Raw genomic sequence first — 26672 nt, forward strand, 5'->3', positions numbered from 1 at the left:
GTCAGTCATTAACACCTGTTAAGGAGAGCCCAGGCGATAAGCCCCAAAGCTTCTTGAATTCGGAAGCGAGCTCTTCGATCTCGCGCTGTTCCACTGCCAGTACGCCTCGAGGCTGAATCGGCCGAAGCTGAAGCGATGAACCCGACGMATGAATGAACAGCTGTCCGATCGCTTGTGTCTCGCTGCGGTCAAGCGCAATGGAAAGCTGCAGCAGCGTTCCGAGTTTATAGATAAGCTCAAGGTCGGTATCCTGCAGCAGCTCGCGATATTCGGACATTTGCTGCCTAGCGCGGCTCTTGCTCTTGTAGGAGGCAATGGCGGCAGTCATGATAATCTCCCGATGGGACAAGCCGTTCAGATGCGAATTCACGATTAAATAGAAGGAGTGCCGGGCATATTCGTAATAGTCGATCGAAGCGCCTATTCGGAACAGCTTTGCGGCCGAGTCGAGCAGAACACGGGCATCGTCAGGCAATTGATGCAAATATTGCAGCGAGTCATACAGCTCTACAGCAAGCCGCCCAACCTGCATCACATGCTGCCTTGGCGCTTCGGGATGGAGCGCGCTAAGGTTGTTTAAGCTGAATGCAAGCACGTCGTCTTGCCTAGAATGGTTAGGAAACCGTGTCGCATGGAATAAGCCGTCCCTGAGGCCTGCTCCGCATATCTGATAATGAGTTGCTTTAACAACACGGTACAGAACGCGTAAGATGGCTATTCCAGGTACGACAACGTCCGCTCGGTCCTTGGACAAGCCTGGCAGCTTGCGGCGCTTGTCAAGCGGCAGCTTGCGCATCTGATCGAAGAGCAGATCCGTCTCCTCGCTGTTGATCGTGTAATTATGGGTTTGCGGAAACGGATATTTGTAGGCCGCTTGATGCATTTTGCCGAGCGCCCGCACGGTACCGCCGACTCCGACGAGCGGCATGCCAGGCGACTTGCCTATCCATGGTTCCTGCTTAACCGCATCGCTTACGAAAACTTCAAGGGACTTCAAGGCATCGTCTGTGAGCATGCCCTTCGGTCCGAACTGCTTGTTCAAGCTGACGCAGCCGAACGGGAACGAAACTGATTTCACTAGCGTGCGATTGCGGAATAAGCTTAGCTCGGTGCTCCCGCCGCCAATGTCGATGAGGAAGCCGTCTCGAATGCTCAGAGAGTTAATCATGCCTAGGAAGCCGTAAGACGCTTCTTCTTCACCGGAAAGCAGCTCGATGTCGAGTCCCGTCTCGTTCTTGATCCGTGATAATATTTCGGCGCAGTTGCTAGCGTTGCGTACTGCAGCCGTAGCGACGGCGCGGATTTGGCCGGTATGATGATGCGCACATATCATAGTGAAATGGCGAAGCGTGACGATAAGCTCATCCAGCGCTGCGTCGTTCAGTCTGCCGTTCTCATCGATTCGCTCGCTAAGGCGGGCAGCCCGCTTGCTTCCGTCCGAGACGCGATGAGCGCCATTCGCGGTTCTTTCGTATACGACGAGCCGGACGGAGTTCGAGCCGATGTCGATGATTCCGATGCGTTGTCCTGTCATGATGCGCCTCCGTTCCGGCAACTTTCGCCTGCCGATTCTCTTTTGGACATTTTACCATTATATACGACTGAATAAAAATAGTTTTCTAGGACGGCTAAAATGGGAGCAAATGGGGAAAAATGCAGCAGGAGCTAAAGAGAATAGGTACTGCGATAAAATATTTGATAATGCCGATAAAGCATTTTTATGTCCAATTTTGTTCACTTCACCCGCAAAATCATTTATGATTAAGAGCGACGGTAAAGAAACGAACGTTTTTTTATGAACCAATAGCAAATATTTGGTTAAAGGAGAGAGAACGATGACAGCAACTAAAGGTCTAGAAGGAATTGTCGCCGCGGCGTCGTCCATCAGTTCGATTATTGATGGAGTACTGACGTATCGCGGTATCGATATCGATGATCTAGCAGCAAACGCAACTTTTGAAGAGGTCGCATATCTGCTTTGGTACGGTAAGCTACCTAATCGTTCCGAGCTTGCAGGACTGCAGAAGCAATTGGACGAGTACGCAGCCGTGCCTGCAGCCGTTCTTGATCAAATCAAGCTGTATCCGAAGGATACGAATTCGATGGCCGCTCTCCGCACTGCTGTATCCAGCCTTGCTCTGTATGACAGCGCTGCTAACGAAATGACAGCGGAAGCTAATCAGTTGAAAGCGATTAAGCTTCAAGCTCAGCTTCCTACACTTATTGCTGCTTTTGCCCGCATCCGCGAAGGCAAAGAGCCGGTTGCTCMAAAGAAAGGCGTTTCTATCGCCTATAACTTCTTGTACATGCTAACAGGCAACGAGCCTGCTGAAGTAGCGATCAAAGCTTTGGATCAAGCGCTAGTGCTACACGCTGATCACGAGCTTAACGCTTCCACATTCGCTGCGCGCGTTACGGTTGCAACGCTTTCCGACATATACTCCGGCGTTACTTCCGCGATCGGCGCTTTGAAAGGCCCGTTGCACGGCGGTGCGAACGAAGCGGTTATGGTTATGCTTGAGGAGATCGGTTCTTTCGGCAACGTAGAGAGCTACATCAACAACGCGCTTGCGAACAAGCAAAAAATTATGGGATTCGGACACCGTGTATACAAAAACGGCGACCCGCGCGCGAAACATTTGCAAAAAATGTCCCGCGAGCTTGGCAAGCTGACCGGCAACATGGAATTGTACGAAATGTCCGTTAAGATCGAAGAATTGGTTACGGGTCAGAAGGGTCTTAAGCCTAACGTCGACTTCTATTCCGCTTCGGTGTACACGACGCTCGAAATTCCGCGCGATCTGTTCACGCCAATCTTCGCGATCAGCCGTGTATCCGGCTGGTGTGCACATATTCTTGAGCAATACCAAGACAACCGCCTCATTCGTCCGCGTGCGGACTATGTTGGACCGGTTAATGCAAAATATATTCCAATTGACGAGCGCTAGAATCGTTAGCAGGGTATAATGGAGTGTGCGAGGACGGGCTATTACGTCAATATGTCCGTTCTCTTCGCTCAGTGTATAATCATATATAGGCTTCACACTAGGCTTGCTAAGCAGGCAACATTTTGAAGGAGGATTTTATTCATGGCTCAGTTCGAAAAATACGCGCTTCCAACAGAAGGCGACCAAATTACGATTGACAACGGCGTGCTTCAAGTGCCTAACAACCCTATTATTCCATTCATCGAAGGCGACGGCACGGGCCGCGACATTTGGCGCGCTTCGAAACGCGTACTTGATGCAGCTGTAGAGAAAGCTTACAGCGGCAGCAAACAAATCGCTTGGTACGAAGTATTTGCCGGCGAGAAAGCATTCAACACATACGGCGAGTGGCTTCCTGCCGACACGCTGACAGCAATTCGCGAATACATCGTGGCGATCAAAGGACCTTTGACTACGCCAATCGGCGGCGGTATCCGTTCCCTGAACGTAGCGCTTCGCCAAGAGCTTGACCTGTACACTTGCCTTCGTCCAGTTCGTTACTTCGCTGGCGTACCTTCCCCAGTTAAACGTCCTGAGCTGGTTGACATGGTTATCTTCCGTGAGAACACAGAGGACATCTACGCGGGTATCGAGTACCAAGAAGGTTCCGCAGAAGTGAAGAAAGTAATCGAGTTCTTGCAAAAAGAAATGGGCGTTAACAAAATCCGTTTCCCTGAAACTTCCGGTATCGGCATTAAGCCAGTATCCAAAGAAGGCTCCCAACGTCTTGCCCGCGCTGCGATCGAATATGCAATCAAACACGGCAAGAAAACAGTTACGCTTGTACACAAAGGCAACATCATGAAATATACAGAAGGCGCGTTCAAGAACTGGGGCTACGAAGTGGCTGAGCAAGAATTCGCTGAGCAAACCTTCACTTGGGGTCAATACGACCGCATTAAAGATGCTGAAGGCGCTGACGCTGCTAACAAAGCACAAGCAGAAGCTGAAGCTGCTGGCAAAATCGTCGTAAAAGACGCAATCGCCGACATCGCTTTGCAACAAGTATTGACTCGTCCAACTGACTTTGACGTTATCGCAACGCTTAACCTGAACGGCGACTACTTGTCCGACGCTCTGGCTGCACAAGTTGGCGGTATCGGTATCGCTCCAGGCGCGAACATCAACTACTTGACTGGCCACGCGATCTTCGAAGCTACGCATGGTACAGCTCCGAAATATGCGGACAAAGACGTTGTAAACCCAGGCTCGGTTATCTTGTCCGGCGTTATGATGCTTGAGCACCTTGGCTGGCAAGAAGCGGCTGACCTTATCTATAAAGGTATGGAAAAGTCGATTAATAACAAAACTGTAACGTATGACTTCGCTCGTCTGATGGAAGGCGCTACAGAAGTGAAATGCTCGGCATTCGCTGACGAAATCATCAAAAACATGTAGTCCAGAACGCTGGCCTACGCCTACAAAATAATATCATAGCTTGATTGAAAGGGGACTTTGGGGTCCCCTTTCGGTTTGCTATCAATCGGGAGGATTGATCTAATGGCTATCAAACGTAACAAGATTACAGTTGTTGGTGCAGGCTTTACTGGTGCGACTACAGCGCTTATGCTTGCTCAGAAAGAGCTTGGAGACATTGTTCTCGTTGACATCGCGCCGCTTGAGAACCCGACGAAAGGCAAAGCGCTCGACATGCTCGAAGCGACTCCTGTACTCGGCGTTGATGCTAACATCATCGGTACTTCCAGCTATGAGGATACGAAGGATTCCGACGTCGTTATTATTACGGCTGGCATCGCCCGCAAGCCAGGCATGAGCCGCGACGATCTCGTTAACACGAACGCCGGCATCGTCAAGTCCGTATGCGAGAACGTAAAGGCGACCAGCCCTAACGCTTACGTGATCATCCTTAGCAACCCGGTTGACGCTATGACTTATGCTGCATTCCAAACGCTCGGTTTCCCTAAAAACCGCGTGATCGGCCAATCCGGCGTGCTCGATACAGCTCGCTACTGCACGTTCATCGCGCAGGAGCTTAACGTTTCCGTTGAAGACGTACGCGGCTTCGTGCTTGGCGGCCATGGCGACGATATGGTGCCGCTCGTTCGATATTCGAACGTCGGCGGTATTCCAATCGAGAAGCTGATCTCCGCTGAACGCATTGAAGCGATCGTGCAGCGCGCCCGTGTTGGCGGCGGAGAGATCGTTAACCTGCTTGGCAACGGCAGCGCCTATTATGCGCCTGCAGCTTCGCTTGTCCAAATGACAGAGGCGATTCTGAAGGACAAGAAACGCATCCTTCCTGTTATTGCATTGCTGGAAGGCGAATACGGCTATAACAATCTGTTCATGGGCGTACCGACCATTATCGGAGGAGACGGCATCGAGAAAGTGCTTGAGCTCGAACTGACGTCTGAAGAGAAAGCAGCGCTTGATAAGTCTGCTGAATCCGTGCGCAACGTGATTCAAATCGTTACAGCAGGTTAATAAGGATTAGGCTAGCATATAACATTTCGTTCGGGAGGACCCTGACAGACAACTGCCAGGGTCTTTCTTTGCACATGTGGGGGAGGGATTCGGATTGGAAATGATCGAAGAAGCTAAGCAGGCGCTTAAGCGGGTATATGGATATGATACGTTCCGCAAGGGGCAGGAAGATATTATTGCAGGCATATTGAATGGGAGAGATACGCTTGCTATATTGCCGACTGGCGGAGGCAAGTCGATCTGCTACCAAATTCCGTCTATGCTGCTGCCGGGAACGTCGCTTGTCATATCGCCGCTCATCTCGCTAATGAAGGACCAGGTTGACGCGCTTCGCCGCGTAGGGGTTTCTGCGGCTTTCTTGAACAGCTCGCTTAGCGCGTCAGAATATAGGGATGTTATGCGCAGCGCCATGCAAGGCGAATACAAGCTGCTCTATGTAGCGCCGGAGCGGCTCGATGCGCCGATGTTCCAATCGTTATCGGAGCAGCTGGCTATTCCGCTCATCGCGATTGACGAAGCGCATTGCGTATCGCAATGGGGCCATGACTTCCGCCCGAGCTATCGGCAGCTAGCGGGCTGGATAGCCAGGATGGCGAATAGGCCGCTCGTAGCGGCCTTCACCGCTACCGCTACGACGGAAGTGGCGGAGGACATTTCGGCGATGCTGAAGCTGCGCGATCCGAGCGTCTTCGTTACCGGCTTCGCGAGACCGAATCTATCGTTGTCCGTCGTGACGGGCGTCGATAAGAAGAAGTTCCTAGAGAAGTTCCTTTCGGGTCGCAAGGAGCAGTCGGGTATCATCTATACGGCTACCCGCAAGGAAGCGGAGGAGGTATGTGCTTCCTTGATTCGCAGCGGTATCGCGGCCGGCAAGTACCACGGAGGACTATCCGATGCGGAGAGGGCAGATACGCAGGAGAAGTTCCGGTTCGACGAGCTGCGCGTCATGGTTGCAACGAACGCTTTCGGCATGGGTATCGACAAGCCTAACGTTAGATACGTGCTTCATTGGCAAATGCCCGGCGATCTGGAGTCGTATTATCAGGAAGCAGGCAGAGCGGGACGCGATGGCGAGGAGAGCGAATGCATTTTGCTGTTCGAGCCTGCCGATATGCAAGTTCAGCGCTTCCTGATTGAACAAGGAACAGGCGATACCGATCGCAAGTCGATTCAGCTGTCGAAGCTGAACACGATGATGAATTACAGCCGGACGCAGCGCTGCTTGCAGCAGTTCATCGTCGATTACTTCGGCGAGACGGGCGTTGAAGCGTGCGGTAAGTGCAGCAGCTGTCTCGATAAGAGTGAACCGGTCAATCGCACGGAGGAAGCGAAGATGGCTCTCTCCTGCGTTGGCCGGATGAAAGGGCGCTTCGGCGTGATGATGGCCGCCAAAGTGCTTAAGGGCTCGCGTGACAAAAGACTGCTCGAATTCGGATTGGATCGACTCTCTACCTACGGCCTTATGCGGAATATGGCCGAGAAAGAAATTGCCGATTGGCTGTATTGGCTCGTAGCCGAAGGCTATTTGCGGCTTAGCGACGGACAATATCCGACCGTCTCGCTTACAGCCAGCGCGCTCCCTGTGCTTGAAGGGCGCGAGATGATCATGCAGCGGATGCGGACGACGGTTCGTCAGACCGCTTCTGCGGACAGCTTCGCGGCATCGCCTCTATTCGATGCGCTCAAGCAATGGCGCAAGGAGCGGGCGTCAGCCGAAGRCGTGCCGCCGTTCATGCTGTTCTTYGACGCTACGCTGAAGGAGATTGCGGTCGCGCACCCGCTTAGCGTAGATGAATTGCTGAACGTCAAAGGAATCGGCGCCGCTAAAGCGGACAAGTACGGTGCGGAGCTGCTAGATATTCTTCAAAGCTTCGAAGGGGGCGTAGAGGGACAGACAGCAGCCCGAAGTGCGACGATATCAGCTGCACCTGCTCCTAAGCGTTCGCCGCAAGGCGATGACGAGCAGCCAAGCCATATCGCGACACTTGCGCTCTTCCAAGAGGGCTTGGAGCCGGACGCGATTGCGAAGGAACGTGGTCTCAGTAAGGTAACGGTGGAGGGTCATATTATCCGCTGCGCCGATGAAGGGCTGGAAGTAGACTGGAGCCGTATTATTCCTGAAACCTACGAGCAGCAGATCGTGGATGTGATCGGTGAGATTGGAACGGAGAAGTTACGTCCTATTAAAGACTTATTGCCCGAGGACGTGACCTACTTCGCGATTCATGGCGTCATGAGCAAGTACGGCTTCAAATCGTAAGCGGATCGAAGCTAACCAGCTAACCTATGTATCCTCGCTCACGCTGCAACGGCATTTTGGGCAACTAATTGGTATGCTTCTTGTTGAAATGGCCCTATAGTTCGATTTCGGGCAGCTAAATCGCTATTTGAGAGATAGAACTTGATAAATGGTGAAATAGTTTGACGAAATGCCGCTATTGGAGCTTGTTCAGCTTAGAGGTTGAATATAGTTCGACGAAATGCCGTTATGACAGTTTTCCGAGTGATGGAGCTGGGTTCTTGGATTAAATAGGTCCGAAGCGACCTCARAAACGGGCACCATGCGCGCTATGCATCGAAAGTTCGTTAATGTTTCACAAATGAAGTCAGAAAAGCTATAATTCTGACCTTTATACCAGCGTATTTCTTTGAAAACAATCTCGTATCTGATAAACTACATGTTAGGTATAAGTTTGAAAGAAGCGGACAAAGACTGAAATATTACTCGCTTCGCGAACCATAAGAGGAGGAAAAATAATGTCTAATGTAATGTGGTTTATCCATTTGCTTGGCGCTATCGGAATGGGATTCTATATCGTGCTTCCGATCATGCTGGGCAGAGCAACAAAACTGGCAGGAGCAGGGCAAGAGGGCCTTGCTGACGGGCTGCTGTCTGCGAACCGAATCGCGCAATATTTTCTCGTGATTCAACTGCTGACAGGCGGTTACATGATGTCCCAGGGCGATTATGCAGTTGTCTGGATGATCATCATCACGCTGTTGTTCCTAGGAATCGCTGCTATCGGCGGTATCGTAACGAAGCCGCTTAAGCTAATTGTTTCCTCGATCCAAGAGGGCAAGAGCGCAACGGCTCATATCCAAAAAGCGCGCGTGCTGAGCTTAATCGTACTCGTGCTGTACATTGTAATTATTTACTTCATGAGATTTCCGATTACTCCATAAGTATACCGCGAATATAAACGTGAATAAGCTGTAGGGGGATTGCACTATGCATGAATCATCACCGCAAATTGTTACGTTTGGCGAATCCATGGCCTTGTTCATGCCAGGAGAACATAAATCAATCGAAAGAGCTTCTTCGCTGGAGCAAAGCTTCGGAGGGGCTGAGAGCAATGTTGCAATTGGACTTGCTAGACTCGGCTCTTCCGTAGGCTGGTTCGGCGCGCTAGGCGATGATCCGTTCGGCAAGCTCATCTTGAAGACGCTCCGCGGAGAGGGCGTAGATATATCGCGCGCAAAGCTCGATGGCAGCGCCCCGACCGGCATGATGTTCCGCGAGCATGTGGCGGGCAAGCTTGCGGTACATTACTTCCGCAAGCATTCTGCAGCGAGCAAAATGACGCCGGACAAGCTTGACGAGCAATACATACGCGGAGCGAAGCTGCTCCATGTGACAGGCATTACTGCCGCTATAAGCGAAGAGAGCAGAAATACGCTTAAGCGCGCGGTAGCCGTTGCGAAGGAAGCAGGCGTGAAAATCAGCTTTGATCCGAATTTGCGGCTAAAGCTATGGTCGATCGAGGAAGCGCGCGAGACGCTGTTGCCGATTGCCGAAGACGCGGATTATTTCCTGCCAGGCTGGGATGAGCTGAAGCTGCTGTACGATACGAACGACTATGAATTTGTTAAAGGCAAGCTTAAGCAATTGAAAGCGATCAGTATTATCAAAGGCATGGGCGATACGACTGTTGTATTGAACGGCGATCAAGAGGACAGCCTTCCATTCTATCCGGCCGAGCAGGTCGTCGATACGGTTGGTGCGGGTGACGGGTTCTGTGCCGGTTTCCTTGCAGGCATTATGAAAGGCATGACGCCGGTTGAAGCGGTACGGCTTGCCAGCATTAACGGTTCGCTCGTCGTGCAAATGCGCGGTGACTGGGAAGCGCTGCCAGAGTGGGACATTGTGGAACAGCGATTATCGGCGAAAGCCTGGGTGGAACGCTAATAATGGCGGATACGAGCGGCTCCAAAGGACAGCGCCGGCGCGATGCGATCCTGCAGCATCTTAAGCAGCAGGGAAGGATCACGATTCAAGAGCTCGTAGAGCGGTTTGGTGTCTCGGAAGCGACTGCTAGGCGCGATCTGGAGCAGATGGAAGGCGACTATCCGGTGATTCGCACGATTGGCGGTGCCATGTATGACGGCATGCACACCGTTCGAGAGCTTCCTTTTGCCGAGAAAGAGGGCTTATCGATTCTAGAGAAGGAACGGATTGCCGAGCTGGCTACCTCGCTTATCGTCGAAGGAGACGTGATCGGCCTCTCCGGCGGTACGACGAACTTCCTTATGGCTAAGCTGCTCAAGTCACGGAAGGGCATAACGGTCGTTACGAACGCGGTCAATATCGCGATGGAACTGGCTGGGAGCCCGATTCAAGTCGTTGTGACCGGAGGGATCATGCGTCATAATAGCTTCGAGCTGTGCGGACCGCTTGGCGAAGGCATGGTCGGACATTTACATATTGGCAAAATGTTCATCGGCATCGATGGCATCTCGGCAGCTGGCGGCATTACGACGTATTCCGAGCAGGAAGCCCAAATTGCCAAAGCACTCATCAAACGATCCCATTCTACTTATGCGGTATTCGACCATACGAAGACGGATCGAACATCCTTGTTCTCCATTGCGCCCATTGCTGATCTTGGCGGCGTCATCACCGACGTTCCGCTCGAGGGCGAATTGGCAAAGCTGCTGGAAGAACAGCGTATAGCGGTATATGTGACCGGTTAATCTAGTAAAAACAGCCCGATAAGATCTAATGATCTTATCGGGCTGTTTATTATGTTACTCGTTACTTGCGAAAACCGATCTTCCCTGCACCCACGTCTGGCGCACGTTCAGCTCGGCGTCTGTCAGTACGAGGTCGGCTTGCTTGCCGATTGCAATCGAGCCTGTACGATCGTCGATGCGAAGCTGTCTTGCGGCGTTACCGCTCGCCATGACGCTGATCTGCGGTAGCGTCAGGCTCGTATTCGCGAGCATGAAGCGGATCGCGCCGATCATCGTCAGGCTGCTGCCTGCGAGCGCGCCGCCTTCTGCAAGGCGGGCGACGCCGTCCTTTACGACGACAGGCAGCTCGCCGAGCTCGTACTGGCCGTCAGGCATACCGGCTGCCGACATGGCATCGGTGATTAGAATGACTTTATCCTCGGGTTTTGCCGCGACAAGCAAGCGAATGGCAACGGGATGCACATGATGACCGTCGGCAATAAGCTCGGCATGGATCCGGTCGTCGGTTAATACGGCGCCCAGCGTGCCCGGCTCGCGGTGGTGAAGACCCCGCATCGCGTTATACGTATGCACCGCTTGGGACAAGCCGGCATTAGCCGCAGCTTCGATCTCCGTATACAGCGCATCCGTATGGCCGCATGCGGTTACGATGCCGTTCTGCGACGTCCATGCAATCGTCTCTACGGAGCCTTCTTTCTCCGGAGCTAGCGTTAGTTGGCTAATGAGGGCAGGCCAACGCTCCGCCCACTCTTGCAGCCAACTAAGCTGCGGCGTGCGAATATGGGCAGGGTTCTGCGCGCCCGGCCACTTCTCGCTAATGAACGGCCCTTCCAGATGAACGCCGTGCAAGGCTGCATATGGCATTTCAGACGATCGGTATGCAGCTACAGCTTCAAGAACGGCGTCGATGGATGACTTAGAAGCCGTCATCGTCGTGGCCAGCATTGTCGTTGTGCYGTTCGCGGCGTGGAAACCGGTGATTTTGTCATAGCTGTCACGACTGGCGTCCATGAAGTCGGCGCCGAAGCCGCCGTGAACATGCATGTCGATGAAGCCCGGCAGCACGTAACCGCCTTCGCCGTCAATGACAGCACTGCCATTGACCGCTTCAGCATTGCTTCCAATTGCAATACTTTCAATAAGGCCGTCAGCGATAACGATGCTGCCTGCCTCAACGCTATCCTCTAAGACGATACGGACATTGCGTATAGTGAAGCGTTTTGTATCATCGTGTTCTTTCATTTAGTTCAACATCCTTCCTGCCTCTCGGTCGAGGAGAACAATGACGCGCGGATGTGTCTGAAGCAGGGAGGCGGGTACGCTAGTCGTAATAGGTCCGGTCAACGCATCCTTGACGATCTGCGCCTTGTCTGCACCGCGAACAGCCAAAATAATCGTATTGGCTTTCAGAATCGAGCCTACGCCCATCGTCACCGCATATTCAGGCACATCGTTCATGGAATCGAAGAACCGGGCATTCGCCTCGCGAGTTTCCTGCTTCAGCTTCACGACATGAGTGCCGCCGGAGAGGTTTTGATCGGGCTCGTTGAAGCCGATATGTCCATTATGTCCAAGGCCGAGCAGTTGTACATCGACGGGTTGTTCCGCCAGCATCTTGTCATATTGGATGCACTCGGCTTCAACGTCGTCGGCCATGCCGTTCGGCAGATGCGTCTGCTCAGCAACAATATCGATGCGGGAGAACAGATGACTGTTCATATAGTAGGCGTAGCTTTGATCGTTCTGCGGTTGCAGACCGACATATTCGTCGAGGTTATACGTCGTCACCTGCTTGAAGCTGACGCGCTCATCATTGTGTATTTGTACTATTTTGTCATAAATTCCGATCGGTGTCGATCCTGTGGCCAGTCCCAGCACAGCTTGCGGCTTTTCTTTAACCAGGTTCGTAATATATCGCGCTGCATAAGAGTCCAGCTCCTGCTGCGTATCGAATTGAATGATTTCCATCACGTAGCCTCCTTTAAAATAGGGGTTGAGCGTATTTGCTATTTTAAGTGTAAAACATTTTCGACGGATAAACAACAAAATTATGATTAAAAAAGTCAAAATAATGATTGTAAAGATCATATAAATAATAAACCAACGCATGTCCGCCAAATATCCCGATGCGGAAGCGCGAAACGAAAATGTATGCTATGCTAGTTCTATATGTCTAATTGGCGAAGAGGGCTGCTCGCTCTTAGCGGGGGGCAATAGCTTGCATAGATGAAGTTATGGCGTGGGAGGAAAGTCGTATGGCGGTGGAGCAGCAGGAGGCAACAGCAAGGCGGAAAGGTGAGCATATACGAATATGCTTGCAGGAGAAGGTGAACGGTGTCGGTATCGAGACAGGCTTCGAGCGTCTGCGCTTCAAGCATAACGCGATGCCGGAGCTGTCATTCCGAAGCATTAGCCTCGAGACAGAGTGGTTCGGCAAGAAGCTCGGAGCACCTTTGCTCGTCAGCTCCATGACCGGCGGCACGGATGAAGCGGGAGCGATTAATCGCCGTCTTGCGATTGCGGCGGAAGAGCGAGGCTGGGCCATTGGTCTAGGGTCGATGCGGGCGGCGATCGAGCAAGAGGAGCTTGCGGCCTCATTCAAGATCCGTAAGGAAGCGCCTACTGTACCGGTTATCGCCAATATTGGCGCGGTGCAGCTTAATTACGGATTCGGACCGGAAGCGTGCCAACGGGCGGTTGATCTATCGGAGGCTGATGCGCTCGTCCTGCATCTGAACAGTATGCAGGAGGTGTTCCAGCCGGAGGGTGATACGGACTTTAGTCACTTGTACGCCCGAATCGAGCAAGTGTGCCGGTCGGTCTCCGTACCTGTTGGAATTAAAGAGGTTGGTTGGGGCATCGACGGAGAGACAGCGTCCGCGCTTGCAGGCGTCGGCGTTGCATTCATTGATGCCGCAGGCGCAGGGGGCACGTCATGGAGTCAGGTGGAGAAGTTCCGCTCGAAGGACATGATGCGGCGCGAAGCGGCTGAAGCTTTCGCCGATTGGGGAATTCCTACGGCGCTCAGTATTGCTGAGATCCGCAGCGCTTTGCCTTCTATGAAGCTTGTCGCAAGCGGCGGCTTGCAGCATGGCGTTGATGCGGCTAAGTCGCTTGCGCTTGGCGCAAATATGGCAGGCTTCGGCCGGGTGCTGCTTCCGAAGGCAGCCGGCGGCAACAGCGAAGTATCGGTACGGGAACTGCTGGAGCAGTTCGAACGGATTGAATTCGAGCTCCGCACCGCTATGTTCGGTATTGGAGCCGGTACGATTGAGGAGCTTCGTAATACGAATCGACTTATTGCTATTTAATACACAAATAAGCGTAATCAAGAATAAAGCACGGCTAGGTAGTAACGACTTCACTCGTTGCTATTTAGCCGTGCTTTATTGAATTAACCCCGTGCCTTCAATATTTATTTTCGTATCGACTTTGAATTCGACGCCGGGATAAAGGGACAGCCATTTCTCGTATGCCTCATTTGGATTGTTGGTATGATGGTTCGCTCGATACCGAAGACCGAAGCCGAACGGATCGACGCCGGCGCGCTGAATTTTTAGAAGGAGCGCTTCCGATTGCTGTGAGAAGTCTTTGCTCAGCTTATTCTCAATTGTTTGCCATTCATGCTGATACAAGTTCTCTGGAGCATCCTCGAGCACAATGCTTAATTTGACGTTGAACGTAATGACGACCTTATCGTCTTCGCTTTTCATTTGGTACTTGGAACGAATATCGCTCACTGCACCAACGATCTGAATGCCTTCGTAGGTCCCGTGAATCGACGATTTGATAAAGCTTTGGTCAAGCTGATTGAATAACTGCGTTTCTTCGGGCGATAGCAACGCGCTTATTTTGTTTTTATCGAGTAGAGCTGTTCGGTTGATAATGTAACTTTTTTTGGAATCGGAAACGATAATCGGTAGCAGCGGGTCCAATCCCTTCTCGAAAGCCCGCTTCGAGAATTCGGACAGCGGCTGGACGTACGAGAATGGCGAATCGGTCCCGTCAGCTCCGAAGCTTAGGAAGAGAGTATTGCCCGGATAGCGCTCGGATACAGGTGATATGCCGAGCAGCGATTTCGCATCGGGCTTAGCCACGGCAATGTCGGCCACGCTCTGAATGTCCCTTCTGCGCCGCATCCACTGCAAGAGGCCCGTATAGTCGGTTCGGGCTTGCTTCTCCCCAAGCAGAAAAATTTTGCAATGGCCAAAATCGAGTTCCTTGTCAACATAGGACTTCAGCATTCGAACCCCTTCAGCTATGCTGCTGGCCTCGATCGTTTCCAATTGCACTTTGGATGCGCCAGGTTCGATCTTGGGTGACGGAACGGCAAGCTGGAGGGTAATGCGATAGGGTTTCAGCTCGTTATCGGATCTATCGATGCCCGTCGCTACTACAAAGAAACGTTTATCGATATCTTTGAAGCCGCAACCTCCCGTGAAGCAGAGAAGCACGAGCAAAATGACGCATTGAATCATGTTTCTCATGCGGATCTCGGCCTCCTTCGACTAATCATAAACAGCCCGATGACAAGAGGGATTTCGACGAACAATCGGAAAATAAGCCAATACGTGGAAATGACCATGTTCATCTTCTCGTTCGTCATGAACATGTAGACGAATGTGAGGGCGATGAATATGCCGACGATAACATAATTGGCGGTCGGCGCTTGCATGCTGTCCACCTCGGGCTTATGTCTCGACATCGTGCTTTTTACAAATTCCATTGCCTGATGCCAGCCGGACATTGTAAAGATGAGCGTAAGGTTCAAATATACGATGAGGAACAGAAACAATACACGCTCGATGAAACCGTATTGCATGAGGAGCGCGTCGGCTGTAATACTCCAAATGTAAWTGTAATGACCAACGGTCTCCRTGCCGTGAATGCCGATCGGGACAAAAAAAGTAGTAAGCATGATCAAAAAACCGACAAGCGGAAATATCCAGCGGTGCCGGAAGCGGAAGTTGGACGGCATTAATCGGTTGAACAGCGACATGCTAATGTATCCGGTGAAAATATAAGACGCAGCCGCAACGGACTGCAGCGTCGGCGTTTTCGTTACGTAGTTGGCTATAATACGTATCGCATCCCAGTTCAAGTGAGGGTTGCTGCCGGCTTTGAACAAAACAAAAAAAATGATCGGCGCATTCACAATCAAGCCAATCTCGATGACGAGCATTACGGTCATCGTAGAACGGGTGGCCGCATACCCGCAAGCGAGAACGAGCATGCCCAATATAAGAGCGACATGCACGTCGGGATTGAAAAAACGGTTGATCATAATAGCAAAGGCGATGATTGCGATCGTTGTCGCATAGAGCCACAGCAGCGCTAAGAAGATCATAAGCGTATTAGCGATCCATCTCGGCAGATGCAGCTTCAATATTTCGGGCAATCCTTTGCCGGGATACCTTGCCAGGGTGCTCGTGTACATATACAGAAGGATCGTCCCAATCACTGCGCCGATAATAAGCGACATGACGGCGCCTTTATAACGATCAGAAATAAGGATATGCGGGACATAAAGCATGAGATTAATGAAGCTTACGAGTATAAAGTTGTAGAAAAAGTAACGGTTCACTTGTGCTTCACCTGCCCGATATCGCCTTCTGTCGGCTGGAGTTTGCCGAATACGCGGAAGTACGGCTTGCCGAAGCTGCGCAGATTGCATAAGTACGTCATGTAGACGAACATACCGACCGCAACTCCTGATATGCCGAAGAAAATCGCGATAACGATTAACGGATATTTCAAGAATCGAATCGCGAACGATAAGGAGCTGACCGGAACGACAAAGTTCGCTATCGCTACAACCGAAGTAACGATAATCATAATGCTGMTGACAAGGCCGGCTTGCTGCGCAGCTTGTCCTAGGATGAGGCCGCCGACGGTCGTCGCTGTCGAGCCGATATACCTCGGCAACCGTATGCTCGCTTCAATGAGCGTCTCAATCATGAACAGCATGATGAATACTTCGATGAAGGAAGGATAAGGAACGGCCGAACGGCTACCGGCGATCGAGAACGCAAGCTGGACGCGGAACAGCTCCGGATTGTAGGAGACGACGGAAATATAGAGGGCAGGCAGCGTGATTGTAAGCAAAATAGATGTGTACCGCAGGAAAATGAGAAATCTCGTCATCCAGAATGCCTCGTAATTATCCTCGACCGCATGCATGAAGTCGAAAAAAGTGGCAGGCAATATAAGAGCGAACATGCTGCTTTTCATTAATAGGATGACTTTGCCTTTGGCGATCGCTTTCGTAATCCGATCGGGACGTTCCGTTATGAGCACCGTCGGAAACAAATGCTTGCGCTTGCCGATAAGCAGCTTCTCAAGCTCGCCCGCCGCATTAACCATCTCCACGTGAAGGGTCGTGATTTTGTCGCGAACGCTGTCCAGAACGGAAGGGTCAACGCGCCGTTGGTCGAATACGATCATGATGGGTGTTTGGGATACATAGCCGATCGTATGCTCCTCTACGGATAAATCAGCCGATTGATACATGCTCCGAATGAGGTTCAACGACTTGCTTAAGTCTTCGCTTAAGGCAAGCTGCGGGCCTTGTATGGCGCTCTCTACCTGCGTCTGCGGGCTTTCGTTGCAGATGATCCGAGCGGTGTATAACGAATAGACGGTACCGTCCGCCTCGATAAGCACATTGCCGCGCAGCAGCAGACTACGCCATTTGGCTACGTCGTCAACAACCTTATATTCGGCAATCGTATGAAGCAGTTCGCGAAAAGGCTTTTCCTGCTTAGCGAACGGAATGAATATGTAATCGCTGATCATTTTCTCTTCGCACATCGGAGCGAGGTAGGCGACCTGAATGGTCATATCGCCATTGCTCAGCTCCTCGAGCTTCATGTCGACCGCTTCCGCGAACATCAGTCTTATGCGTTCGTTCATTACAGATTACCTCCCCTTTCGCAATTTGGATAAGCTACCATAGTTTGTGCAAGGGGACGTATATTATGCTATATGGCTGCCCGATGCATTGTTTTGCGAGGAGTAAAGAATTCAAGTACAATGAGTAATCATGACGATCCGCGTATAGCAGCAGGCGATAATGAAGGAGTAAGAGTGAATGAAACCTTGGTATGAGACAAGCTTCGGCAACGATTATATGCTCGTCTATAAGCATCGAGACATGGAGGCCGCTAGGAAGGAAATCGAGCGAATGATTCGCTTGCTTGGTTTGCGCCAAGGGGCCAAAGTGCTCGATATCGGCTGCGGAATGGGGAGGCATTCCGTTGCGTTGTCAGATCTTGGCTTCGCGGTTACGGGCGTTGATTTATCGGACGATCTGTTGGAGGAAGCAAGGCAGCATGATGCGAATGGAGAAGTCGAGTGGATACACGGGGATATGCGCGAGCTGCCTTTCGAGGATGGAAGCTTCGATGCGACCGTCAATTTGTTTACTTCCTTTGGTTATTTTGCGCGAGAGTCGGATAATATTGGCGTGCTGCGCAATATTAGGCGCGTGCTTCGTCCAGGAGGGCTTTGCCTCATCGATTTCTTGAATCCAACCTACGTCGCGGAGCATCTCGTTCCTCATTCCGTAAGGGAGGATGAGGAAGAGGGCGTTCGGATCGAGGAGGTGCGGAGGATTGACGGCGAATGGGTGAAGAAGGAAATCACGATAACGGAGTTAGATGTCAAGGACGGCAAGGACGCGAAGCGGCAGTATGTGGAGCGTGTTCGGCTCTATGAGCTGGATTGGTTCAGGGAACACTTCGCAAGCTCGGGTTTAGATCTGATAGGTGTATATGGCAATTATGACGGTATTCCCTATCGGGAGGCCGATTCTAATCGATTAGTCATGATAGGAAGGGCGATATAATGGGGGAATTACATACATTGCAACTTGAGAATGGGTGGCTGCAGGTGAAGGTGCCGCTGCCATTTTCATTGAGGTGGGTCAATAGCTATGTCATACCGGAGGAAGACGGTTATACGTTGATCGATCCAGGATTGCGGACAGATGAGGCGATAGCAGCTTGGGAGGCCGCGCTGACGGTGCATGAGCTCAAATGGACGGATGTTACGCGCATTTTATTAACGCATCAGCATCCTGATCACTACGGCCTCGCCGGTTACGTGCAGGAGAAAAGCGGCGCGCCGGTCTATATGTCGAGGAAGTCGCATGCCTATGCGCAGCGGTTATGGGGAGAGGACAGCCGGTTCGCAGAGGAGCTCCAGTCGCTGTTCGCCGAGCACGGCATGCCGGCGGAGTTGATAGACGCGATTGGACATAATCTGTCCAGCTTCGTGAAGATGGTATCGCCGCAGCCGCAAGTCGCTTATATAGAAGCAGGCAGCACGATTGCATTAGGCGGCCTGGACTGGCTGCTCATAGACGCTCCTGGACATGCATCCGGTCAGTTATGCTTCTATCAACCGGAGCGCAAATGGATGATATGCGGCGATCAAGTATTGCCGCATATTACCCCTAATGTGAGCGTCGTGCCTGGCGAGGATGAGAAGCCTCTTAATTTATTTCTTACAAGTCTGAAGGAGCTTGCCGGCTATGAGGTGGAGATGGCATATCCCGGACATCGCGATCCATTCGGCGATTTCTCCGGACGAATAGAGGAGCTCATCTCCCATCATGGACGCCGACTCGAGCGGATGGCCGAGATGCTCGCAGAAGAGCCCCGCACAGCTTTCGACATGTGCGAGGCTCTATTCGGCAGCAGACTGCGAGACAATCCGCATAATCTGCGATTTGCGATGGCTGAGACGCTTGCCCATTTGTACGAGCTTGTTCATCAGGGACGGGCTACTCATAGTCCCGCGAACAGCTGTACCAGCGGCGTATACTATACCGTAACTCCCTCGCAATAATATATGATTATCTGTCGCGGAATTCTTGCGGCGTAATGCCGTAACGATCCTTGAATACTTTGATGAAATAGCTTGTTTTCAAATAACCGATTTTGGCGGCGATCTCGTAGATCTTCTCGTTGGAGGAGCGAAGCAGATGAGCCGCCTTTTCCATCTTCAGCCTCGATAAGTAATCGCTAATCCCTTCCCCGGTCTCAAGCTTGTACACCTTTGACAGGTACGATGGATTCAGATAGACATTCGCCGCAATCGTCTGGAGAGAAGCGTCCTCGAGGTGATTCGAGACGTATTCCTGAACCTTCTGGACGATGCCGGAACGTGAGTCCCGATTTTTCGAACTCATCTGGCTCCGGTAAGCGCCTAACACATCCTCGGTCCATGCCCGAAGCTGCTTAATCGTATGGAAATGCGGTCCGCCGAGCAGTTGGTTGAAGTTGTCCTTCATAATGTCGGCCATCCACAGCTTGTTTTTATGAATCGAAAAGCTGAGCGAACTTGCGATATTGAAATAAGTCTCCAAGATGTGCTCATGTGAATCGCCCCATTTATGCTCCAATTCCTCAAAAGCGCCGTTCAGCTTGTCGGTAATAGCGTCCCATTGTCCCGCCTCGAGCAAATGATGGAGAAGCGGCGGATTGTAAATTTGCGTCAGCGAATTGGCTTCGCCTTGGTCGCTTTCATCCGCAAGCGAGAACATAAAGCCGCGGTCGCTACCAATCCGCTGTCTGAAGCTGTAGAGACAACGCTCGTACGTATCTCTGACTTCATCGGGGAACAAGGCTTGCTTGCTCAGCACGAGCGAGATTGTCCCTTTCAAATAAAGGCTCACATAATGCTGAAGCTGAGCGACCTTAGATTCGACCTGCTGCAGGTTAAGCTGCTCGCCCGCGGTGTCGATCGTCTTGCTGCTCGTTTTGCGCACAATCAGGAAGACGAGATAACCGTGATCATCCTTCAAGTGCCACAATGTATACTCGTCGGCGAATATTTCTTCGGCGATGTTGCATACGGCGAACTCGAGCAAGGAATTATCCCGCTCTGACTGCTCATCGAAGTAGTCCTCCATGCGCAGCAGCATAATGCAAAACGGCGAGCCTGCCGTATGAGGCAGTTGGAACATGTCGAGCTTCTGCTGCAGCTCTTCGGATGCGGCAAAGGTTTTGCCATGCAGCAGCGAAGCGAGCAGATGCTTCCGCAAAACGGGCAAATTTTCTTTCATTGAGGTCAGCGACTTATGCTGCGAGGTTACCGCGCTCCAATGCTGCTCCAGCTCGGTGACCGCTTTCTTCACCGCTTCAAGCAGCTCCTCATCCTCCGCTGGCTTAAGCAAATAATCGGTCGCTTGCTGCTGCAGCGCCCGCTTGGCGTATTCGAAGTCGTTGTAGCCAGTAAGCAGAATACATCTTACATTGGTCCAAGTGCCGCGAATCTGTTCGATGAGTTCAAGCCCCGATAGACCGGGCATATGAATGTCGGTAATGACGATGTCAATCGGCGTTTCGTTCATGATGGCAATGGCGTCTTGCCCCGAATAGGCTTGATGCACGTTATCGATGCCTACCGTGCTCCACGGCAAGTTATGGGCCAGATCTTCAACCAGATCGGGCTGGTCGTCAACAATTAACAATTGATACAAGGCTGTGATGCACCTCCAATGGTGAAGTATGTGTCTGATCGTCTAACTGTTATGCGGCCAAGTGATCGATACGGCAAGTCCGCCTTCAGGCTGGACGCGGAAAGTCAGCGATGCCTCGGCGCCGAATTGGTATATCATCCGTTGTCGGATATTCCATAGCGCACATCCGGTACTATCGTTCGGCGGATTCATTACGCTCATCTCCAGCTTCCTCATCCCATCCTCGGTAACGCCTATGCCGTTATCCGCAATGGTGATCGTATAGTAACGATCATTGCTCTCTCCGGTAATCGTAATAATGCCATCGCCTTCGAAACGTTCAATGCCGTGAAGGACCGCGTTCTCGGCAAGCGGTTGAAGCAGCAGTCTAGGAATTTCTAGATGATGCATCGTTTCCGGTACGTGAATCTCATAGGACAAATGCTGAATATGGAATTGCTGAATTTCCAAGTAGCTCTCGATCAGATCAAGCTCTTCTTTAATAGTAGCGGTTTGCTTCTCTACCCTCGTCGTATAACGATAATATTTGGACAGATGCATCGCTAGCTTCATAACCGACTCTTTCTTGTCCAGTCTTGCCAAGCTGCGTATAAGCGCGAAGCAATTATACAGGAAATGCGGGTTGATTTGCGACTGCAACTGCTTCACATTGGCTTCGCGGGTTCGTATTTCTTCCGCATACAGCTTCTGAATCAATTGCTCCGTATTAGCTGCCATGTCGTTGAACCGATGGAATAGGTACGTAAATTCATTTTTTGGATTTGCTGTAATCCTCGTCGAATAGTTGCCGTCCTGCAGCCGCTTCACGCTGCGGATGAGCAGGCCGATCGGCCGCTGAACGTTCCGATAGAGCAAGTATCCGGCCAACAGGCTCATGACAAGGAGCAGACCCACAGATCCATAGAACAGGTTCTGGCTTTTGACGATCGGCTTGAGAATGTCGGCTAGCGGCACATAATCGACAAGATACCAGTCTAGCGTTTCTATATGCGCGGTCGTCACTAGGAAGTCGTTCCCGTGTACTTTTATGATGCTGTTGGCGGCAGTATCCGATGTGATGCTAGGGAGAAAGCTTTGAATCGAATCGGTCATCTCTTTGTCCGCGTTACGATTCTGAATGACCGCGCCGTCCTTATGGACGAGGAAGGGGTCTCCTTTGCCTGCAAGCTTGAACGTATCGAGGTCTTTAATGAGATGCTCCTCGGGAAAAGAGATTTCGACGATGATGCCGGCGTTCTCAAGGTCGTTTACTTTATTGTTCGGTTTAACAATATGGCGTACGAACCGCTTCTGTTTTATGTTCTGAATAATCATTTCTTCATATTTCCATTTTGGCGCATAAATTTGCTTGACGTAATCCAGATCGTAACCAAGGTATATGTTGGTTGATACGAACTCTTTGCTTGCGGGCGCTAGCACCGAATATTGCGTATCCCAGCGCTGGGATACGTTTAGCAGCCGAAGGCGCTCGATGATGCGCAGCTTCTCGTCATTGCGCACGTAGGCGCTTTCGATCAAATGCAAAGTTTGCAGCTGTTGAATATGGATATCCTCGCTAAGCAAAAAACCGAGCGACGAAAGCGTCGTTACACTCCGATCAATCTCGCTGGCTAAGAAGGCGACATCCTTCTGCTTCAAGGACTTCATCTCTTCCTTAATAACTTCGATGCTTGTCCGAATCGAAAGCGTATACAAGACGATTATCGGAATGAGGAGCAAAACGATTAACGTCATGATTTTGGTGAACGTATTTTCTCGTAAACGCATGGTCAACCTCACTTTTTTGTTTAAATAGCGATAGATAAGTCAACAAAGTGGCATGCTTCCAAAGAACGTGGTCTATAGCACAGGAGATACTGCTGATAAAATTAATCATACAGGAGAGCTGATAAAACACAAATCAATTTTTGTTTGGAAAGGGGCAACAGGAGTGGATAGCGCATTAAACAAACCGCTGCCGCAAGCAGAGAAACAACCGCAGAAGCGGGAGAACAAAGGTAGAGAGAAAATAAGACTCACTTGGCCCTTGCATCTGATGCTGCTGCCGGCAGTTATCGTAACGTTCATCTTCGCTTACGTGCCGATGAGCGGTCTCATCATGGCATTTCAGGATTTTAAGCCGTATGACGGCATTTCCGGATCGAAATTCGTTGGCCTGGAGCACTTCAGGTTTATGTTCGAATATCCGGACAGTAAGCAGGTTATATGGAACACGCTTATTATTTCAGGATTAAAAATCGTATTCGGTCTCATTGTACCGTTCACATTCGCAATATTGCTTAACGAGGTTCGCAAAATGCTGTTCAAGCGCGTTGTACAAACGCTTGTCTATCTGCCTCACTTTATTTCTTGGGTTATTCTCGGTGCGATATTGACCGATATGCTCGGCAACAAAGGTATCGTCAACCAGACGCTGAATGCGATCGGCTTGTCTAACGTATTCTGGCTTGGCGACGGGGACTGGTTCCGCTTTACGGTCGTTGTCAGCGATATTTGGCAAAACTTCGGCTTCAACACGATCGTCTTCCTGGCCGCGCTGTCCGGCGTTAACCCGTCTTTGTACGAAGCAGCGGAAGTCGACGGCGCAACGCGCTGGAAGCAAACGATTCATATCACGATCCCGTCGATGATTCCGATTGCGGTCGTTGTCGGCACGCTGTCGCTTGGTAACATCCTGAACGGCGGATTCGACCAAATCTTCAACCTTTATAATGCGCTTGTCTACGACAAAGGCGACATCATCGATACGTTCGTATACCGCACGGCTATCCTCAACGGTCAATACAGCTTTGGTACAGCGGTCGGCTTGTTCAAATCGATTATCGGCTTAATCATGATCGTATTCTCTTACCGGATGGCATACAAATTCGCTGGTTATCGAATTTTCTAATAAAGGATGAGATTTCATGTATCATAAAACAGCAGGCTACAAAACGTTTTCTGTAWTCAATTACGTACTGCTCGCGATTATCTGCATTACTTGCGTCATACCGCTCATTCATATTCTCGCTGTCAGCTTCAGTGCAAGCTCGCCGGCGAACGCGAATCTAGTCAAGCTTTGGCCGATCGGATTCAATCTCGACGCTTACTCGAAGACGTTGAATAATGCGAACTTCTTCAATGCGCTAAAGGTCGGCTTATGGCGTACTGTGCTGGGTACTGTGGTCGGTATGAGCCTTATGATTCTTGCCGGCTACTCCTTGTCCAAGGACAATCGTGTTTTCCGCAGCCGGTCGATCTATACGTGGTTCTTCTTGTTCACGATGCTGTTCAGCGGCGGTATCGTACCGGGCTACATGCTGATCCGCAACTTGGATCTGATGAATTCAATCTGGGCGCTCGTTTTGCCAGGCGCGATCAATGTATTCAATATGGTACTGTTAATGAACTTCTTCCGTGCTGTTCCGAAGGAGCTGGAAGAAGCGGCAACGATCGACGGCGCGGGCCAGTTCCGGACGCTATGGAGTGTCTTCCTTCCAATTTCCATGCCGGCCTTGGCGACGATCTCGTTGTTCACGATGGTGACGCACTGGAACTCTTGGTTTGATGGTTTGTTGTATATTACAGATTATAGAAAATATCCGTTATCAACATTTTTGCAAACGATAATTGTACAACAAGATTTCAATAAAATTAATCCCGATATCAATGAGCTCAAAAACATTTCTCAGCGTACGGTAAAGTCGGCCCAAATATTCATAGGGACACTCCCGATCCTACTTGTATATCCGTTTTTACAACGTTATTTCGTGAAAGGCATCATTTTGGGAGCGGTTAAAGAATAGGCGAGAAAATGGCATCGATAACAAAATAATGGTCTTTCGTAGTGATTAATATGGCATTATAGTTAAATTATAGCGATATGAAATATCGTTATAAATAACATAATATTACTTATGGGGGTAGAGCAATGAAAAAGTGGTTGTCTGTACTATTAATTCTTACTTTTATGCTGGCGATTGCGGCATGCTCGGGTAACAACAACGGCAACAATACGAATACGGGAACGAACGGCGGTAAAGCAAGCAACACGCCGAAAGAAACCGAAGCGGCAGCAGAGGAGAATTTTAAGGACGGTAAATACACGACTCCTATTACGCTGTCGACGGTTTGGGGACTTAACCAAAACGGTTCGGTCTTCAAAGAAGGCGAATCGATCGAAGATAACGTTCATACACGCCTTATCAAAGAACGTCTTGGCATTGACATTAAGTATGATTGGGTTGTAACGAACACGAATGACGCTTACAAAACAAAGCTTCGCCTAATGCTCTCTTCCGGAGAGAAAATGCCGGATGTCGTTGTATACCGCGGCGATCTTGAGACGGTCAACATGCTGATCGACTCCAACCAATTCATGCCGGTTGGCGATCTTGTTGACAAATACGCGAACGAAACATACAAAGCTGGTCTTGAGCTCGATCCGACGATCTGGCTGCCAATCAGCCGTGATGGCGAGAAAATGGCATTGCCGATTCTCGACTATGCATACAACGGTGACCATGTTATGTGGGTTCGCCAAGACTGGCTCGATAAGCTAGGTCTGAAAGCGCCTACGACGATTGCTGAATTGGAAACGGTTATGGATGCATTCACGAACCAAGATCCAGACGGCGACGGACAGAAAAATACGATCGGTCTGGCAACTGGCTTCAAGAACGGCTTCGCGAACTGGATGACGGACATCGGCTTCGTGTTCGGCGCTTACGGTTCCGTGCCAGGACAATGGAATCTGACTGCGGATGGCACTCTGGAGCACGGTTCGGTTAACCCTGCAACGAAAAACGCGCTTTCCAAGCTGAATGAATGGATGAACAAAGGCTACATCTCGAAAGACTCGGCATTGTTCGACGAAACGAAAGGTTCCGAGCTGTTCACGAAGGGCGAAGCGGGCATTATCTTTGGACCTAACTGGCTGCCGGCATGGCCTTTCCCTGATCTGAAAAACAATGTTCCAGGCGCTTCGTACAAAGCATACGGCGTACCTGCTGGTCCAGACGGCACGATCGGTTCGCAAGGCGGCAACCCGCCGGCTAACGGTTACATCTTCATCAACAAAGATTCGAAAAATCCGGAAGCGATTCTTCACTACTACAACTGGTTCTTCGATAACCTTGCTAACCCGCAACCGGGCAGCGAATTCGAGAAAGGTTTCGCGGAAGGTTACGACTATGCGACTCTTCCAGACGGATCGATCACAGCGGATATTGCCAAATACCCTGATCTGTTCCCTGGCTTGAAAGACCAAACGGCACCGCCGCTTTACTACACGCTGACTTATGAAGGCGCACGTATCCCTACGTTGTATGCTGACACGCATGTCAAGCTTGCAGGCGGCGCAGAGCCAGTAACGCCTTACGAGAAACAAGAATTCAATACTCGTCTGAAAGAAAATACAGACGCAATGAAAGTAGTTATGGACCAAGTATCGATTCGTAAGAAAAACTACTACATGGGTCCATTGACAGAAACGATGCAAAGCAAAAATGAGCTTCTGAACAAGCTGCTCAACGAAACGTACAGCAAAATCATTTACGGTCAACAACCAATCGACTCGTTCGACGAAATGGTTGAAAACTGGAAGAAATCCGGCGGGGAGCAAATTACGAAGGAAGTTAACGACTGGTACAACAGCGTTAAGTAATATTGCCTCCTAGAACTTACACCTAGAGCATGAACGTCGCACATCAGCCTGTTACCTGCAGTGTCATTATCGAACTGTAAGAGCAGGCTGATTTTTTATGCCTAATAACGGCTTAATCGATGGATTTGAACGAGAAAGG

Annotated in this window: 22 protein-coding genes; 14 read left to right on the forward strand and 8 right to left on the reverse strand. The window is 50.7% G+C overall.

Annotated elements, in window-relative coordinates:
• Position 1 precedes the first annotated feature (1 nt).
• Positions 2 to 1534 carry a Ppx/GppA phosphatase family protein gene (locus AB4Z33_RS14010; protein ID WP_442050495.1) on the reverse strand — a complete coding sequence of 511 codons (1533 nt, stop codon included), beginning with the start codon at positions 1532 to 1534 and terminating at the stop codon, positions 2 to 4.
• Between AB4Z33_RS14010 and AB4Z33_RS14015 the strand changes: the two genes are divergently transcribed.
• The 8 genes from AB4Z33_RS14015 to AB4Z33_RS14050 all read left to right on the forward strand — a co-directional run bounded on the left by AB4Z33_RS14015 (position 1509) and on the right by AB4Z33_RS14050 (position 10403).
• A complete protein-coding gene (locus tag AB4Z33_RS14015; protein ID WP_442050496.1) occupies positions 1509 to 1799 on the forward strand; it encodes a hypothetical protein in 291 nt (96 codons plus the stop codon). The genes AB4Z33_RS14010 and AB4Z33_RS14015 overlap by 26 nt on opposite strands.
• A 36-nt stretch (positions 1800 to 1835) precedes the next feature.
• Complete coding sequence (gene citZ, locus AB4Z33_RS14020) at positions 1836 to 2948, forward strand: citrate synthase (protein WP_442050497.1); 1113 nt, start codon at positions 1836 to 1838, stop codon at positions 2946 to 2948.
• Positions 2949 to 3089: 141 nt separating this feature from the next.
• Complete coding sequence (gene icd, locus AB4Z33_RS14025; RefSeq protein WP_442050498.1) at positions 3090 to 4385, forward strand: NADP-dependent isocitrate dehydrogenase; 1296 nt, start codon at positions 3090 to 3092, stop codon at positions 4383 to 4385.
• Between the two features lie 102 nt (positions 4386 to 4487).
• Positions 4488 to 5432, forward strand: coding sequence for a malate dehydrogenase (mdh, locus tag AB4Z33_RS14030; protein ID WP_442050499.1), 945 nt, complete (start codon positions 4488 to 4490; stop codon positions 5430 to 5432).
• Positions 5433 to 5532: 100 nt separating this feature from the next.
• Positions 5533 to 7692, forward strand: a complete 2160-nt coding sequence (recQ, locus tag AB4Z33_RS14035; RefSeq protein ID WP_442050525.1) for a DNA helicase RecQ — start codon at positions 5533 to 5535, stop codon at positions 7690 to 7692.
• A 497-nt stretch (positions 7693 to 8189) separates the two neighbouring features.
• Complete coding sequence (locus AB4Z33_RS14040) at positions 8190 to 8615, forward strand: hypothetical protein (RefSeq protein ID WP_442050500.1); 426 nt, start codon at positions 8190 to 8192, stop codon at positions 8613 to 8615.
• A 46-nt stretch (positions 8616 to 8661) separates the two neighbouring features.
• Entirely contained in the window at positions 8662 to 9618 is a 957-nt protein-coding gene (locus AB4Z33_RS14045; protein WP_337099598.1) for a sugar kinase, read from the forward strand.
• A 2-nt stretch (positions 9619 to 9620) separates the two neighbouring features.
• A complete protein-coding gene (locus tag AB4Z33_RS14050) occupies positions 9621 to 10403 on the forward strand; it encodes a DeoR/GlpR family DNA-binding transcription regulator (protein ID WP_442050501.1) in 783 nt (260 codons plus the stop codon).
• A 54-nt stretch (positions 10404 to 10457) separates the two neighbouring features.
• On the opposite strand, the gene nagA is transcribed toward AB4Z33_RS14050, so the two are convergent.
• Both nagA and nagB read right to left on the reverse strand, forming a co-directional pair.
• Positions 10458 to 11645 carry an N-acetylglucosamine-6-phosphate deacetylase gene (gene nagA / locus AB4Z33_RS14055; RefSeq protein ID WP_442050502.1) on the reverse strand — a complete coding sequence of 396 codons (1188 nt, stop codon included), beginning with the start codon at positions 11643 to 11645 and terminating at the stop codon, positions 10458 to 10460.
• Positions 11646 to 12371, reverse strand: coding sequence for a glucosamine-6-phosphate deaminase (gene nagB, locus AB4Z33_RS14060; RefSeq protein ID WP_442050503.1), 726 nt, complete (start codon positions 12369 to 12371; stop codon positions 11646 to 11648). It abuts the gene before it with no gap.
• A gap of 287 nt (positions 12372 to 12658) precedes the next feature.
• Here nagB and fni point away from each other — a divergent pair, with 287 nt between their 5' ends.
• The gene (gene fni, locus AB4Z33_RS14065) at positions 12659 to 13714 is read left to right on the forward strand and encodes a type 2 isopentenyl-diphosphate Delta-isomerase (protein WP_442050504.1); all 1056 of its coding nucleotides are present in this window, start codon (positions 12659 to 12661) and stop codon (positions 13712 to 13714) included.
• 75 nt (positions 13715 to 13789) lie between these two features.
• Here the strand turns inward: fni and AB4Z33_RS14070 are convergent, their stop codons facing one another.
• The 3 genes from AB4Z33_RS14070 to AB4Z33_RS14080 are packed head-to-tail and all read right to left on the reverse strand — an operon-like array spanning position 13790 to position 17315.
• Positions 13790 to 14890: a Ger(x)C family spore germination protein gene (locus AB4Z33_RS14070; protein ID WP_442050505.1), complete on the reverse strand. Its 1101-nt coding sequence runs from the start codon at positions 14888 to 14890 to the stop codon at positions 13790 to 13792.
• The gene (locus AB4Z33_RS14075; protein ID WP_442050506.1) at positions 14887 to 15987 is read right to left on the reverse strand and encodes a GerAB/ArcD/ProY family transporter; all 1101 of its coding nucleotides are present in this window, start codon (positions 15985 to 15987) and stop codon (positions 14887 to 14889) included. The genes AB4Z33_RS14070 and AB4Z33_RS14075 overlap by 4 nt, the downstream gene beginning before the upstream one ends.
• Entirely contained in the window at positions 15984 to 17315 is a 1332-nt protein-coding gene (locus AB4Z33_RS14080) for a spore germination protein (RefSeq protein WP_442050507.1), read from the reverse strand. The genes AB4Z33_RS14075 and AB4Z33_RS14080 overlap by 4 nt, the downstream gene beginning before the upstream one ends.
• 178 nt (positions 17316 to 17493) lie before the next feature.
• Here AB4Z33_RS14080 and AB4Z33_RS14085 point away from each other — a divergent pair, with 178 nt between their 5' ends.
• Positions 17494 to 18249, forward strand: a complete 756-nt coding sequence (locus AB4Z33_RS14085) for a class I SAM-dependent methyltransferase (protein WP_442050508.1) — start codon at positions 17494 to 17496, stop codon at positions 18247 to 18249.
• Positions 18249 to 19253, forward strand: coding sequence for an MBL fold metallo-hydrolase (locus AB4Z33_RS14090; protein WP_442050509.1), 1005 nt, complete (start codon positions 18249 to 18251; stop codon positions 19251 to 19253). Before AB4Z33_RS14085 ends, AB4Z33_RS14090 begins: the two co-directional genes overlap by 1 nt.
• A gap of 7 nt (positions 19254 to 19260) precedes the next feature.
• Here AB4Z33_RS14090 and AB4Z33_RS14095 read toward each other — a convergent pair whose 3' ends face one another.
• Complete coding sequence (locus tag AB4Z33_RS14095; RefSeq protein WP_442050510.1) at positions 19261 to 20889, reverse strand: response regulator transcription factor; 1629 nt, start codon at positions 20887 to 20889, stop codon at positions 19261 to 19263.
• A gap of 42 nt (positions 20890 to 20931) precedes the next feature.
• Entirely contained in the window at positions 20932 to 22656 is a 1725-nt protein-coding gene (locus AB4Z33_RS14100) for a sensor histidine kinase (RefSeq protein ID WP_442050511.1), read from the reverse strand.
• A gap of 268 nt (positions 22657 to 22924) precedes the next feature.
• On the opposite strand from AB4Z33_RS14100, the gene AB4Z33_RS14105 reads away from it, so the two are divergent.
• The 3 genes from AB4Z33_RS14105 to AB4Z33_RS14115 all read left to right on the forward strand — a co-directional run bounded on the left by AB4Z33_RS14105 (position 22925) and on the right by AB4Z33_RS14115 (position 26533).
• A complete protein-coding gene (locus AB4Z33_RS14105; protein ID WP_337099833.1) occupies positions 22925 to 23779 on the forward strand; it encodes an ABC transporter permease in 855 nt (284 codons plus the stop codon).
• 16 nt (positions 23780 to 23795) lie between these two features.
• A complete protein-coding gene (locus tag AB4Z33_RS14110) occupies positions 23796 to 24674 on the forward strand; it encodes a carbohydrate ABC transporter permease (RefSeq protein ID WP_442050512.1) in 879 nt (292 codons plus the stop codon).
• Between the two features lie 125 nt (positions 24675 to 24799).
• Positions 24800 to 26533 carry an extracellular solute-binding protein gene (locus tag AB4Z33_RS14115; RefSeq protein ID WP_442050513.1) on the forward strand — a complete coding sequence of 578 codons (1734 nt, stop codon included), beginning with the start codon at positions 24800 to 24802 and terminating at the stop codon, positions 26531 to 26533.
• Positions 26534 to 26672 lie beyond the last annotated feature (139 nt).

It is taken from the genome of Paenibacillus sp. 2TAB19, from assembly GCF_052115185.1.
GTDB lineage: Bacteria > Bacillota > Bacilli > Paenibacillales > Paenibacillaceae > Pristimantibacillus.

What these genes read in the sequence shown, in the direction of transcription:
- AB4Z33_RS14045 (WP_337099598.1), top strand. Translation starts at nt 8,662, where the DNA reads ATGCATGAATCATCACCGCAAATTGTTACGTTTGGCGAATCCATGGCC.
- AB4Z33_RS14100 (WP_442050511.1), bottom strand. Translation starts at nt 22,656, where the DNA reads ATGCGTTTACGAGAAAATACGTTCACCAAAATCATGACGTTAATCGTT.
- icd (WP_442050498.1), top strand. Translation starts at nt 3,090, where the DNA reads ATGGCTCAGTTCGAAAAATACGCGCTTCCAACAGAAGGCGACCAAATT.
- AB4Z33_RS14085 (WP_442050508.1), top strand. Translation starts at nt 17,494, where the DNA reads ATGAAACCTTGGTATGAGACAAGCTTCGGCAACGATTATATGCTCGTC.
- mdh (WP_442050499.1), top strand. Translation starts at nt 4,488, where the DNA reads ATGGCTATCAAACGTAACAAGATTACAGTTGTTGGTGCAGGCTTTACT.
- AB4Z33_RS14115 (WP_442050513.1), top strand. Translation starts at nt 24,800, where the DNA reads ATGAAAAAGTGGTTGTCTGTACTATTAATTCTTACTTTTATGCTGGCG.
- AB4Z33_RS14050 (WP_442050501.1), top strand. Translation starts at nt 9,621, where the DNA reads ATGGCGGATACGAGCGGCTCCAAAGGACAGCGCCGGCGCGATGCGATC.
- fni (WP_442050504.1), top strand. Translation starts at nt 12,659, where the DNA reads ATGGCGGTGGAGCAGCAGGAGGCAACAGCAAGGCGGAAAGGTGAGCAT.
- AB4Z33_RS14070 (WP_442050505.1), bottom strand. Translation starts at nt 14,890, where the DNA reads ATGAGAAACATGATTCAATGCGTCATTTTGCTCGTGCTTCTCTGCTTC.
- AB4Z33_RS14015 (WP_442050496.1), top strand. Translation starts at nt 1,509, where the DNA reads ATGATTCCGATGCGTTGTCCTGTCATGATGCGCCTCCGTTCCGGCAAC.
- nagB (WP_442050503.1), bottom strand. Translation starts at nt 12,371, where the DNA reads ATGGAAATCATTCAATTCGATACGCAGCAGGAGCTGGACTCTTATGCA.
- AB4Z33_RS14040 (WP_442050500.1), top strand. Translation starts at nt 8,190, where the DNA reads ATGTCTAATGTAATGTGGTTTATCCATTTGCTTGGCGCTATCGGAATG.
- AB4Z33_RS14105 (WP_337099833.1), top strand. Translation starts at nt 22,925, where the DNA reads ATGCTGCTGCCGGCAGTTATCGTAACGTTCATCTTCGCTTACGTGCCG.
- AB4Z33_RS14090 (WP_442050509.1), top strand. Translation starts at nt 18,249, where the DNA reads ATGGGGGAATTACATACATTGCAACTTGAGAATGGGTGGCTGCAGGTG.